This is a genomic window from Streptococcaceae bacterium ESL0729, from assembly GCA_029391995.1.
Classification (GTDB): domain Bacteria; phylum Bacillota; class Bacilli; order Lactobacillales; family Streptococcaceae; genus Floricoccus.
In genome coordinates this window covers 679,692-692,606 of record CP113924.1, presented here as the reverse complement: position 1 = coordinate 692,606, position 12,915 = coordinate 679,692, and the positions used below count along the sequence as shown (strand labels likewise).

15 protein-coding genes are annotated in these 12,915 nt (G+C 40.1%); 6 read left to right on the top strand and 9 right to left on the bottom strand.

All coding sequences use genetic code 11. From position 1 onward, the window contains the following. Positions 1–4: 4 nt before the first annotated feature. From purQ to OZX68_03480, 6 genes are all read right to left on the bottom strand, one after another. Positions 5–679 carry a phosphoribosylformylglycinamidine synthase subunit PurQ gene (gene purQ, locus OZX68_03505; protein WEV61307.1) on the bottom strand — a complete coding sequence of 225 codons (675 nt, stop codon included), beginning with the start codon at positions 677–679 and terminating at the stop codon, positions 5–7. Positions 680–681: 2 nt separating this feature from the next. Beyond that, positions 682–936, bottom strand: coding sequence for a phosphoribosylformylglycinamidine synthase subunit PurS (purS, locus tag OZX68_03500; GenBank protein WEV61306.1), 255 nt, complete (start codon positions 934–936; stop codon positions 682–684). Between the two features lie 30 nt (positions 937–966). Continuing rightward, the gene (locus tag OZX68_03495; GenBank protein ID WEV61305.1) at positions 967–1,680 is read right to left on the bottom strand and encodes a phosphoribosylaminoimidazolesuccinocarboxamide synthase; all 714 of its coding nucleotides are present in this window, start codon (positions 1,678–1,680) and stop codon (positions 967–969) included. Between the two features lie 289 nt (positions 1,681–1,969). Further along, a complete protein-coding gene (gene purK / locus OZX68_03490) occupies positions 1,970–3,085 on the bottom strand; it encodes a 5-(carboxyamino)imidazole ribonucleotide synthase (GenBank protein WEV61304.1) in 1,116 nt (371 codons plus the stop codon). Further along, on the bottom strand, positions 3,078–3,542 hold the full coding sequence (gene purE, locus OZX68_03485) for a 5-(carboxyamino)imidazole ribonucleotide mutase (GenBank protein ID WEV61367.1): 465 nt from the start codon (positions 3,540–3,542) through the stop codon (positions 3,078–3,080). Before purE ends, purK begins: the two co-directional genes overlap by 8 nt. 170 nt (positions 3,543–3,712) lie before the next feature. After that, positions 3,713–4,978 carry a hypothetical protein gene (locus OZX68_03480; GenBank protein WEV61303.1) on the bottom strand — a complete coding sequence of 422 codons (1,266 nt, stop codon included), beginning with the start codon at positions 4,976–4,978 and terminating at the stop codon, positions 3,713–3,715. Between the two features lie 149 nt (positions 4,979–5,127). Here OZX68_03480 and OZX68_03475 point away from each other — a divergent pair, with 149 nt between their 5' ends. Next, positions 5,128–6,267, top strand: coding sequence for an FAD-dependent oxidoreductase (locus OZX68_03475; protein WEV61302.1), 1,140 nt, complete (start codon positions 5,128–5,130; stop codon positions 6,265–6,267). Between the two features lie 23 nt (positions 6,268–6,290). On the opposite strand, the gene OZX68_03470 is transcribed toward OZX68_03475, so the two are convergent. Next, complete coding sequence (locus tag OZX68_03470; protein ID WEV61301.1) at positions 6,291–7,151, bottom strand: NAD(P)-dependent oxidoreductase; 861 nt, start codon at positions 7,149–7,151, stop codon at positions 6,291–6,293. A gap of 498 nt (positions 7,152–7,649) precedes the next feature. Here OZX68_03470 and OZX68_03465 point away from each other — a divergent pair, with 498 nt between their 5' ends. From OZX68_03465 to OZX68_03455, 3 genes are all read left to right on the top strand, one after another. Continuing rightward, complete coding sequence (locus OZX68_03465; GenBank protein WEV61300.1) at positions 7,650–8,195, top strand: biotin transporter BioY; 546 nt, start codon at positions 7,650–7,652, stop codon at positions 8,193–8,195. After that, the gene (locus tag OZX68_03460) at positions 8,196–8,519 is read left to right on the top strand and encodes a CHY zinc finger protein (GenBank protein WEV61299.1); all 324 of its coding nucleotides are present in this window, start codon (positions 8,196–8,198) and stop codon (positions 8,517–8,519) included. Between the two features lie 124 nt (positions 8,520–8,643). Beyond that, a complete protein-coding gene (locus OZX68_03455; protein WEV61298.1) occupies positions 8,644–10,527 on the top strand; it encodes a heavy metal translocating P-type ATPase in 1,884 nt (627 codons plus the stop codon). A 33-nt stretch (positions 10,528–10,560) separates the two neighbouring features. On the opposite strand, the gene OZX68_03450 is transcribed toward OZX68_03455, so the two are convergent. Then, the gene (locus tag OZX68_03450) at positions 10,561–11,412 is read right to left on the bottom strand and encodes an alpha/beta hydrolase (protein WEV61297.1); all 852 of its coding nucleotides are present in this window, start codon (positions 11,410–11,412) and stop codon (positions 10,561–10,563) included. 53 nt (positions 11,413–11,465) lie between these two features. After that, complete coding sequence (locus tag OZX68_03445) at positions 11,466–11,852, bottom strand: type II toxin-antitoxin system HicB family antitoxin (protein ID WEV61296.1); 387 nt, start codon at positions 11,850–11,852, stop codon at positions 11,466–11,468. A 128-nt stretch (positions 11,853–11,980) separates the two neighbouring features. Between OZX68_03445 and OZX68_03440 the strand changes: the two genes are divergently transcribed. Next, positions 11,981–12,559 (top strand): hypothetical protein, encoded by a 579-nt coding sequence (locus OZX68_03440; protein ID WEV61295.1) that lies wholly within the window; start codon positions 11,981–11,983, stop codon positions 12,557–12,559. Between the two features lie 126 nt (positions 12,560–12,685). Next, on the top strand, positions 12,686–12,886 hold the full coding sequence (locus tag OZX68_03435; GenBank protein ID WEV61294.1) for a hypothetical protein: 201 nt from the start codon (positions 12,686–12,688) through the stop codon (positions 12,884–12,886). Positions 12,887–12,915: the final 29 nt, after the last annotated feature.

Genomic DNA, 12,915 nt, shown 5'->3' with positions numbered 1-12,915 from the left:
TAGTTTATTGCACCTTTCCAAAGTTCTTCAAAATTGATTTGAAAAAATTCTTACCGTCAACTGACCCAAGTAATTCTTCCATGGCACGTTCTGGGTGAGGCATCATCCCAAGAACATTTCCGGCCTTATTTGTAATTCCCGCAATATTTTCGCGGCTTCCGTTGATGTTTTCACCCTCATAAGTAAAAATAATTTGATTATTTTTCTTAAGTTCTTCAAGGGTCTCATCATCACAGTAGTAGTTTCCTTCACCGTGAGCAACGGGAATATTGATAATCTCATTTTCCTCATATTCGCTGGTGAATTTACTCTTGTTATTTGCAACCTTTAATGGGGTTGGTTTACAGATGAAATGAAGGGACTCGTTTCTTAGAAGCACTCCTGGTAGAAGGCCTGCTTCTGTAAGAACTTGAAATCCATTACAGGTACCAAAGACGGGTTTTCCTTCTTCGGCAAAGCGGATAACCTCATCCATGATTGATGAAAAGCGAGCAATGGACCCGCAACGTAGGTAGTCGCCGTAAGAGAAACCACCGGGTAGTAAGACTCCGTCAAAACCTTCAAGGCTTGTTGCATCGTGGCGAACATACTCAGCTTCAGCTCCCATGATGTCCTTTACAGCCCATAAAAGGTCCATATCACAGTTTGAGCCTGGAAAAACAATAACAGCGAATTTCATTCCTAGGCTTCCTCCACTAGTTCAACTTCATAACGGTAGGTTTCCATGTTGACATTGGCAAGAAGCTTGTCACAGATTTCTTCAATTACAGGCTCAATATCGCGGTCTGATTTAGCAACCTTAAGCTCGAAGTATTTACCAATCCTAACTTCTTCAATCTCATCATAACCCAAGCGGTGGATGGCTCCTTTAACAGCCTCTCCTTGAGGGTCTAAAACTGATTCCTTATAGGTTACATAAACTTTTACAAAATACATTTTCTTTTTTCTCCCTTTATTAATAAACTTTTACTTCAACTGCTCTAAACGATCAAGTACTTCTTGGTAAACTGGAATTAAATCACCTAAGTCACGGCGGTAGATATCCTTATCTAGGTGGTCATTTGTATCCATGTCCCATAGGCGACAAGTGTCAGGTGAAATTTCGTCAGCTAGAAGGATTTCTCCGTTAATGTCGCGTCCCACTTCAATTTTAAAATCAATTAATTTAATATTGATGCCTGCAAAAAGTTTTTTAAGCTCTTCATTGACTCTTAAGGCAAGTTCCTTGATTTCAGCAATCTCACCAGCATTTGCAATATCTAAAATTTTAACGTGCTCATCGTTGATGAATGGATCATCAAGGGCGTCATCCTTATAGTAAAATTCAACAATTGGAAAGGCTAATTCAGTGCCCTCTTCAACATTTAATCTTCGTGAAAAACTTCCAGCAGCAAAATTTCTGACAACAACCTCTAAAGGAATGATTTGAACTTCTTTGATTAATTGTTCGGTTTTTGAAATTTTTTCAATAAAATGACTTTCGATACCTCTATCAGTAAGAACATCAAATATTAGACTTGTTATTTGATTATTCATCTGTCCCTTACCAATAATCTGGTCTTTTTTTACACCGTTAAGGGCAGTTGCCTGATCCAGATATTCTACCCACAAGGTATTATCTTGGTCTGTAGAATAAAGTTCTTTAGCTTTTCCTTGATAGAGTAATTCACCTTTTTTCATTTTTTCTCCATAATCTTAATTTTAAATAAAGTATTTCAGGTAATATTCGTTTTCTATGGGTAAAGTATAACACCAGAAAAATATCTCCGTCAATTAATTATTGAATATTATCTAAGTTTTTTATCTTAACGTTCGTAATTATCCTTAAAGCTCATATATAATAAAAAACTTTCTAAAATCATATATTTAAGCTTATTTTTTATATGTTTTCTTTATCGAATTTTTTGAAAATGACTGCTATCAAAAAGAGCACCCAGTTTAAACTAGGTGCTTTTTCAAATATTAAGATTTACCAGATATTAGTTCTGTCTATCTCATCCATGCTAGTCGAAAGGTCATCAGTCAAAATAGTAATGTGCCCCATTTTTCTACCGACTTTCGCTTCTTTTTTACCGTAATAGTGAAAATGCCAATCATCCTTTTCTTTCATAAGCTCATAGGAGGCTGATAACTTCTCACCCAAAACATTAATCATGATTGCCCTTGATAAGAGCTTAATATCAGCTAGAGGAAGGCCTAGAACCCCTCTTATGTGGGCATCAAATTGACTAAAATCGCAGGCTTCGATTGTATAATGGCCAGAATTATGAGGTCTTGGAGCAAGTTCATTAACATAAAGCTCACCCTTACGGCCGACAAACATCTCAATGGCCAAAACGCCCCTTAGTTTAAGTTTATTTGCAATGATTAGGGCCATTTTCTTGGCATTATCTTCCAGCTGACCACTTATCCTTGCTGGAACTAGGCTTTCATGAAGGATGTTGTTAACATGGATGTTTTCAGCTACAGGAAAGGTTTTATAGTCATAGCCATTTCCTGCAACGATGACCGAGATTTCCCTTTCAAAGGGAATCCAAGCCTCAAGCACGCAAGTTCCAAGCTTAAGCAGGCTTTTGGCTTCTTCAAAATCTTCTTTTTCCCTTAAAACAAGCTGTCCCTTCCCGTCATAACCACCGCGGCTAGTCTTTAAGACAGAAGGATAGCCCAAATCATTTAGAGCTTTTCTAAGGTCAGCTTCCGTTTCAATCCTCCTATAGGGGGCAATCTTAATCTGACAGCTCTCTAAGAAATCCTTCTCAGCCAGCCTGTCCTGTGTTTTGGCTAAAAGATTGACTCCCTGGGGGAGGTTGATGTCCTGCCCTAATTTTTCCAAGGCCTCAACTGAGACATTTTCAAATTCATAGGTCAGAAGGTCTGATTTTTTGGCCAAGTCCTTTAGGCCTGTAAAGTCGTCATAAGAAGCCACAATCTGTTCATCAGCAACCTGACCAGCTGGACAGGTCTCATCAGGGTCTAAGACGATTGTTTGATAGCCCATTTCCTTGGCCGAAAAAATCATCATTTGACCCAATTGGCCGCCGCCTATAATCCCAATTTTTGCTCTTGGTAGTATCATCTTAGTCAAGTTGGTCACTACTTTCTAAAACAAGCTCCCTTAAGCTGTCACGTCTTTGGTCAAGTTTTTGAGCTAGGTCAAGGTCATTTATTGAAAGAATTTGAGCAGCTAAAAGGCCTGCATTGGTCGCTCCTGCCTGTCCAATGGCTGTTGTTGCTACTGGAATTCCCCCAGGCATTTGAACGATTGATAAAAGAGAGTCAAGGCCGTTTAATGTTCGGCTTTTAACAGGAACCCCTATAACTGGTAGTGTCGTCTTAGCAGCAACCATTCCTGGCAAATGGGCTGCCCCTCCAGCACCAGCAATAATTACCTTAAGACCACGCCCGCGTGCCTCTTCCGCAAATTCAAACATGTAATCTGGTGTCCTATGAGCTGAGACAACCTTCTTCTCATAAGGAATTTCTAGCTCATCAAGAATATTACAAGCAAGCTTCATGGTTTCCCAATCCGATGTACTCCCCATAATTACAGCAACAAGTGGATTCTTAGTCAAAATCAAACCTCCTAATATTTTCCCTTATTTTAACAAGGAAAAAAATCAATGTCAAAAGTATTTACGAATTATATATAAATTAATACTATTAATGTTCGTAAATAAAAGAGAGTAGCCACAACTACTCTCCCCTGTTTAATCTAACTATTACTTGAATCATCCAAACGGTCCAGGTAATAATAGTGGCCATTATCAACGATAATTTCTAAATCCTCATCATCAAATTCCTTGGGCTGGTCGATACTTAAAAGTTCATAGTTGAGCTGCCTTCTTATCTGCTCAACTGTTTGCTTGCTAACCTCCTTGTATCTCCACTTGTCCTTAATCGCCCCCTGGGTCATTCCTATCAGATCTTGCTTCTTCCTTTTGGCCTGATTAAGATCAATCTCTAAAAGGTCAAGCTGGGTCTTTTGCCAGTCAGAAAGGCTGGTCACAAGCTTGGCTGACTGCTCCTTATACTTTTCATAAAGGTCAAAGCTGATTTCATCAGAAATTTGGCCATTTCCCAAAAGCTGGGTTAACTTACTAATTTCACCCAAGATGGCTAGGAGTATCTCCTGGTAGTCAAGCATGAGGGCAAGCTCTTGGGTCTTCTTCTCATAGGTCTTAAAGCTTTCAGCCAGTCCCTTTTTTATTAAATCTGATATGGTTAGATTTACCTGCTGGAGCAACTGGGCCCCTTCCCCTTCTAAAGCCTCCAAGTTAACAATTTTATTTTGCCTCAAACTTTCATTACTAATAATTTCAGAGCTGAAATGATTTATCTTTCCGATTCGAAGTAAGAGGGTCATAATGCGACTTTTAAATTCCCTCTCCTGAAAATCATTAATCCTTGAAACAGCCTCATTTATGGAATTTAATCTTTTGTTTATCTCATCCATGTAATACTGGCCAACAATCAAAGACGATAGGGACATAAGAGAGCTTAGACTTATGAGAGACGGCTTGAGGGCTTTTGTATCAACCTTTTGAAAAATAGCTTGATTACTTTTTCCGTCAAGACCCTTATAGATACCCTGGACGGGTGTAGTACTTGCCTGGCCACCAGCCTGATTCAAGCTGGTAGGTAGGACTATTTTGTAAAAATCTGCCTGTCCCTCGATTTTTCCCTTGACTAGGGAATCAGCCCAAAAGTTTGTCATCAAATCTGTTATGGTCATGACCACACTCTGGTCTTTAATTTCTACCAGATCAAGAGCTTCAAAATCATCTTTTGTAAGTTCTTCGACCAGTAAATGGGCCTCGAAGTCTTCCAAGTCTTTATCTGCTTCAAGTTGTTCTTTCATGGCCTTTTCAGCCCGTCCCATGGACTCAATATCCTTGAATTTCTTAAGGGTAAATAAGGTTGTGGCCATTATTAATAAAAAAATAATTAGACCTATTAGGCTAAACTCTACTTCATTCATTGTTAATCCTCTCGTCCATCAGTTTATTGAGCTTGCTAGTATTATAGCACATAAAAGCTGACTCAAAAATTACTAGGCTTGGCTTCTGATGTCTGGTGTTTACTTATAGTTTGTGAGAAAATAAGGGTGTTGAACTTGAAAGGAGACCTATGAAAAAAATAGCTATAATTGGTGGTGGAATTATCGGAATGACTGCTGCTGCCTACTTGGACCCTGAAAAATTCCAAGTAACTGTCTTTGATGAAGGATTGGGACAAGCGACCAAGGCAAGTGCTGGAATCATCTCCCCTTGGTTGTCTAAAAGACGGAACAAAAAGTGGTATCAACTGGCCAAGGACGGGGCACATTTTTATGAAAAATTAGTCACTGACTTCGGCCTTGACTCATCCATCTATCAAAAGTCAGGAACCCTGATTATCCGTCCTGAGAAAAGTCTTAAAAAGCTTGAAGAATTTGCCCGCGAAAAAAGGGAGCAGGCTCCAGAGATTGGTCAAATTAGCCTTCTTAGTCCTGAGGAAACTAAAAAAGAAGTCCCTCTTTTAAAGGAGCAGGCTTCCCTTAAGATTTCCGGTGGTGGCCGTTTGGATGGGCTTAATTATTTGAATAGGATGCAAGAGATAATCAAGCAAAATGGAGCCCAAATAATCAAGGAAAGAGCCAGCCTTCTTACAAATGAAGAAAATGACGATGATGAAAAAATCATGGTTACAAGTCAGACTAAAAGGGAGGGCTTTGATTATGTTATCCTAAGCCCTGGGCCCCACCTTAAAGATTTATTAGCTCCTCTAGGTTATCAGGTGGATATCAGACCCCAAAAGGGGCAACTTCTTGTCTACCAGACAGGCTTTAAAGATAATCATGAATGGCCGGTGGTTGTTCTTGACGGAGAGGCTGATTTAATCCCCTTCCCCCACGGAAAGATAATTCTAGGTGCCACCCATGAAAATGATGGCGGCTGGGATCTTGCACCAACCGAAGAAGCCTACCTTCATTTAACCACCTATGCCAAACAATTTCTTGATCAAAATCTGGCCCAGGAATTATTTGATGCCCCCCATGAATTTAGGGTGGGAACTCGGGCTTACACTGGTGATTTTGCCCCCTTCTTTTCTCCCCTAACCGATAATCCTAATATCATTGCAGCAAGTGGCCTTGGATCATCAGGTCTTACAACAGGACCATACATGGGCTATAAAATAGCTGATTACTGTAATAGTGGCCAGTGGGATGAAGCAAACAATTCCTACCAGAAGGACATAACTACATATATAAAAAGAGATATTGATTAATATCTCTTTTCTTCTTCCATTTCCTACTTCCACCACAATTTAATCAAGGCCTGGGTTCCATCGTTTTCAAAGCCCTGATTAGCTAGGTCATCATATAATTTTTTGGCAAGACTTGTCGCTGGTAGATCAAGACCCATTTTATCTGCCTCATCAAGGGCAATACCCAGATCCTTAATAAAATGCTTTACAAAAAACCCTGGGCTAAAGTCTCCTCTAAGAATCCTTGGTGAGTAGTTTGTTAGAGACCAGTTTCCAGCAGCACCACCACCTACTGTTTCAATTACTTTTTCAAGGTCAAGACCTGCTCCTTGTGCATAAACTAGAAGTTCTGTCATTCCAGTCATTGTCCCTGCAATCATGATTTGATTGGCCATCTTGGTATGCTGCCCTTTACCAGCAGTCCCTTGATAACTGAATGTTTTCCCAATTAGTTTAAATAAGGGTAGGGCTCTTTCAAAAGATTCTTCATCCCCTCCGGCCATAATTGACAGGCTGGCATTCTTGGCTCCTAAGTCCCCACCGGATACCGGAGCATCAAGGGACTCTGCCCCCAAGTCGCGGGCTCTTTCATGGATTTTTTCAGCCAGGCTTGGCGTACTGGTAGTTAAGTCGACCAGTAGCTTACCCTTAACATCCCCTTCAAAAATCCCCTTGGGCCCATAATAAATCTCCTCTACGTCTTGAGGGTATCCGACCATGGTAAAGACAACATCTGAATGGTTGGTAAGCTCAAGTGGATTATCTTCCCACTTAGCTCCCTCTTCAAGCAGGTCATAAGCCTTAGCCTTTGTCCGACTGTAGATAAAAACCTCATGTCCTCCCGCCATAAAATGTCTCACAATGGCATGTCCCATGACACCCATTCCAATAAATCCAATTTTCATTGCATCCTCCTTCTATGTAAATATCTACCTTACTATAATACCTTTCCAAGCTTTAGTAAAGTAAATCAAAATTAGGTAGCCTGGGTCCTATTTATAGCAAAAAAGTAACTTCTGTGATTTTACTTTGTTGTAATCAAGATTCAAGTGCTAATAAGTATATATTCCTTAGCTGATTGATAATTCCCATTTGTATTAAAAACTCAAATGCTATATAATCAAATTCGTAGGTAGAAGCCTTCTAACTCCCATGAAGCAGTCAGACTGTGGAGGAGGTGGGACGCTTCTACCTATTTTTTGTGTTAAGAATTAAAATCTTGTATAATGGGTACCGCAGGGATGGTCTAACTCCCCTTGAAACAGTTGTACTGCGGTAGGAGGTGGGTCATTCCTATTTTTTTATTTCATCTGATATACCATTAAAAAATTATCTTGCTAAATGTTCTTATATTTGTTACCCTATATCAATGAAGTTAGTTAACAAATATAGGAGATTTTATTTTGAAAACAAAAAGATTGACCATTTCTGCCATGATGCTTGCCCTGATTATCGTTCTTGGCTTCTTCCCATCAGTTCCCCTGGCCTTTATTCCGGCTCCTCTCATCATCCAAAACCTAGCCATTATTCTTACGGGTCTTCTGCTTAACAAGAAGGAATCTTTTACCGTTGTTACAGTCTTTCTTCTGATGGTAGCAATCGGACTTCCCCTGCTAGCAGGTGGCAAGGGAAATGCAGCATCATTTATAGGTCCCACTGCAGGCTATCTCTTTGCCTATCCCCTATGTGCCTTTCTCATCTCTTATTCAATTGAAAAACTTCCCCAGCCAATTACCCTGTTAAAGACCTTTGTCATCTCCTTTATCTTTGGAGTTCTCTTACTTGACTTCCTAGGTGCCCTTGGACTTCATCTATCACCAGCAAGCAAGATGCCCCTTTTAAAAGCCATCTACTTGCAGATTACCTTCATCCCAGGTGACACAATTAAGGCCCTACTTGCTAGCCTAGTCTATGTCTTCCTACCCAAAAAGCTAACTGGTAGGCAGTAGATGAAACAAGTCATCCACGGCCTATCTGTAGAAGCAAATGGTAGCTGCATTCATTACAGTAGCCATTTAGATATCGTCGCCAATAAATGTAGCTTCTGTCAAAAATTTTTTGCCTGCTACCTCTGTCATGATTCCTTGGAAAATCATAAATTTATCGGTTTTCCCTATATGGGCCATGATCTATCTACCATGTGCTCCTTGTGCGGGCGTGAATATAGCTACAAGGAATACAGCAAACTTTTAGCTTGTAGGAACTGCAAATCGCCCTTTAATCCCAAATGTAGCCTCCATAAGGATATTTATTGTTCCTATGAGGAAACTTAAAAAAGATCTGGTAGCTACCAGGTCTTTTTTGATTACCTGCAATTATCTGACTTATTATTTGACTTTCAAAACTCGTATGATAAAATTTACATATGAATTAAATATCATGTTTGGAGAATATATTATGAAAAATTTCAATCTCAGGCTTGATAAGGAAGCCCAACAAAAGGCAAGCCTTATCTTGACAAGTATTGCCTTTTGTATCCTGGCCATCTTCTTTAAGTCAAGCAACCAGGCCCTAAGTACAGGAATCTTCCTGCTCTCTTATCTGATTGCGGCCCAAGGAGTCCTAAGGAAGACCTTTAAAAATATTATGACAGGAGATTTTTTCAGCGAAAACATGCTCATGTCCATTGCTACCATTGGAGCCCTCCTAATCGGAGAGTATCCTGAGGCTGTTGCCGTAATGGTTCTTTATGAAATTGGTGATATCATTGAAGATATGGCAGTTGACCGCTCAAAACGCTCTATTTCAGGCCTTCTTGAAGCCAAACCAGAATTTGCCAATCTAAAGACTGACGCTGGAATTAAAACAGTAGACCCAAGCCTTCTAAAGGTCGGTGATATCTTTGTCGTTAGGGCTGGAGAGAAGGTGCCAGTTGATGGAGTCATTATTGATGGAAAATCAAGCGTCAATACCGCTGCTTTGACCGGGGAATCTCTTCCAGTCTCAGTAGCCAAGGGAGACCAAGTCCTTAGTGGTTCCATCAACCAAGAAGGACTAATTACTCTTAAGGCAAGCAAGGTCTATGAGGACTCAGCCGTGGCCAAGATTCTTGATTTGGTCGAAAATGCGAGCGACTCTAAGGCTCCGACTGAAAAATTCATCAGTAAGTTTGCCCGCTACTACACTCCTTTGGTAGTTCTTGCGGCCGTACTAATTGCCATTCTTCCTCCCCTTTTAGCTGGTGGCGACTGGATGGTTTGGTTTAGAAGATCTCTAGTCTTTCTGGTTATCTCATGCCCTTGTGCCCTTGTCATCTCTGTTCCTTTAAGCTTCTTTGCAGGGATTGGTGCCTCATCTAAGCACGGTGTCCTGGTAAAGGGAAGTAACTTCCTTGAAGCCCTCAATGATGTCGATACAGTTGTTTTTGACAAGACAGGAACCCTTACCGAGGGAGTCTTTGAAGTAACAAGGATTGAAAACCACAGCAAGCTATCTGACCAGGATTTACTGGCTCTTGTGGCAGCCCTTGAAAAAGAATCTAATCACCCTATTGCTAGGTCAGTCTTAGCCTATAATAAGATTGATTTAAGTAACTATAGGACTGAAGGAATTGAAGAGGTTGCAGGTCACGGTATGAAGGGACTTGTCAACGGACAAGAGCTTGTTGTAGGTAATATGAAGGCCATGGAAGCTCTTGGTCTAAAGGTTACGGCTAGTACAAGTAGCGGAACCCTTATCTATGTGGCCCTTGATGGCAAATTCCTAGGAATTATAACCGTCTCAGACAAGATTAAGGATGACGCTAAGCTTGCCATTGACAACCTTAAAAAACTTGGCATTACAAATCTTGTCATGCTTACAGGTGATAATGAGAAGGTCGCAAAAGATATTGCCAGCCAACTTGGTCTAAGTCAGGTTTATGCAGGACTTCTGCCTGAAGATAAGGTTGAGATTTTAGAAAAATTAAAGGAAAAATCTCACGTTAAAAATAAAAAAATTATCTTCACAGGAGACGGAATTAATGATGCCCCAGCCTTGACCCTTGCGGACATTGGTATCTCAATGGGTGGTGTCGGAAGTGATGCGGCCGTTGAAGCCTCTGATATTGTTATCATGAAAGACCAGCCATCAAAGATTCCTACAACCATCAAAATCGCAAGTTTCACCCGTAAAATCGTTATCCAAAATATTGTCTTTGCCCTTGGTGTCAAACTTCTCTTCATCATCCTTGGTACCTTTGGGATTGCAAGCATGTGGGAGGCAGTATTTGCAGACGTTGGAGTCACAGTCATCGCCGTTTTAAACACCATCCGCATTCTCAAAAGAGACTACCAAAAATAATAAAAAAACCTGATTTATTCAGGTTTTTTTATTTTACTCCTTCTCCTGCCACAAGAAAGAACAAATCATCTTATCGACCTGGCTGTTTTCATGAAGCTTGCTGTGCTGGCCGTCTTCGCCCTTGATTTCCACCTCTTGGTAGGATTTGGCATATTTACTGGCCAAGTACTTAAGTGATTTTGCTGAAACCGTGGTCACACTTCCATCGGAATCAGTCCCATCATCCAAGTTTCCGTAAATATTTAAGATATCAATTTGATTTTTGGGAAAATTATTTATCTGATCAAGATAGTAGGCATAATTACCACTAATAATCTTAGGATATCCATTTGCCTCAAGGTAATTTTCGTGCAGCTGGTCATCAAGTCCTATGACCCCATTAATGGGAGCCGCAAGAGCAACTTCCTTGGAAAGCTTGGGAAAATCTTCATTCGCTCCCTCCTTAAGAAGAAGGTACTGAAGGGCAGAATTCCCCATGGAATGGGCCACCGTATTATAGCTATCAAAGGCATGCTCCCTTCTCACCTTGTCAATAACATTCGCATACCAGACCGCAAGTAGATCCATGTCAGCGTTAGTGTTGTCGTCCAAAACAACCTGAATGAGAGGCTTATCAATATCAGCCCCCCAATCTCCATCAAGCGTAACACCCCCATCACTTCCCACTCTAGCCGTAAACACCTTGGTAGCCCCGTAGTTCTTTTGGGCATAAGCAATCATCGAAGCAGTTGAGTTTTTAGTCCCGCTGTAGCCATGAAAGTAAAAGGTGGGTACGGGATTATAAGCATAGGATGGCTTTTTCAGATAAGACAAAGCCCCGTAAACTACTAGAACAAGGATGGAACTTATGGTGAGGAAGACAGCAATTTTTTTAATATTTTTCATGATAAACCCCTTCTCTATTTATATAACCCTAATATAACCCTAAAATTAAAACCCTAAAGTCTTAACTCATCAATCAGAGCCCTTTTTAATAGGTCTGAAAAATTAAGTTTCCTCTCCATTCCCAAATCATTCAGGTATTTGGGAATATTGACCGTTTTCTTGACTGGCCTTGTGTCATACTTAGCCTTATAGGCTCTTACATCAACATCAATCAAGGTCACCAAGTCGTCCTCACCAGAAGCTTGCGGGAGTTCATAGCTTGAGGCTGGTAATTCATTTTTTAGGCTGTATTCGCCCAAGGTATTTCTGGCAAGCTCCATTGACTCAGCCACTGAATTGGCTTGAATATAGATGTCAATAGCAGGAATATATGTTAGGTAGGGCTTTATTTCTCCCTTTTCTTCGCTAATAATTACTGGGCAAACAAAAAAATTATCCATTCTTTTCTCCTTGTCTTTTGTGTCTTCCTTTATTTTACCATCTTTAAGTCCCAAGCCCTAACTTTCTTATAATCTACGGTCTTTCTGCTATAATACTTATAAGAATAGAAAGAGAAAGGGTGCCGCCCATGAATATTTTTTACCTGCTTACAAATTCAAGCCTATCTCTTGATGATATCCTGGCTTATATTGACTCGATTATCACAATCCTTGTGGCCATCATATCAGCCACTGCGGCCGTCTACTATACGGGAAAGCCGCAAAAACAAATAACCGAGCGAAGGATTTTTGACACCTGCTACTCAAAAATCTATACCCTAGTGGAAGACCTCCTTTTTTACGAGGATTTAACCCTTGAGGAGGTTCAGGAGCTTGGGCAAAAAATCCTTGAAATCTGTGAAAAAGCCGAAAACTACTACCACCCCTTCATCAAGGTCTATGCTCATAACTTAATTGATGCTACAGCTAGCAACTACCAAACAGCCTGGCTTGATTTTTCCCAGCAATTTTCAACCAGATATGACAGAAACTGTAGGCAGATAGGTATCCCCCTAAGGAATTACCGCTACAGGATTCTCAAAGGACACTTAAAGAACAAACCAGACATCATCTTCCTGATTTTCAAGAACTACGCCCTCGACCTCTTCTTTCTAATCCTTCTAATCCTCCTTATTCTTTTTCAAATTTACAGGTATGTGCATTTGTAATATTTTTTTGAACAAAGTAAAATTTTTTCAATTATCTATTATCTTATCACTAAATATTGAAAATAATGTTACAATATTTATGTAACTTTAGTGCTATATACCAAATATAAGAGGAGATTATTACATATGATTAGGAGATACGCTTCACGATTTAATTTAGAAAGACAAAAGGAATTAGAATATCTTTTGGATAAAATATCTGGTGAGGTAGGATTGACCTATACCGTTGGAGAAGGAGAAGATAGAGTTTTGGCTTTCGGAATTCAATACTTAGAATCCCTAATGTGTTTTGGTCAATGGCTAAATTTAGGGGGGGCAACCCTGTAAAGCAAGGGGAGTTTTTGAAAGAGATGGAA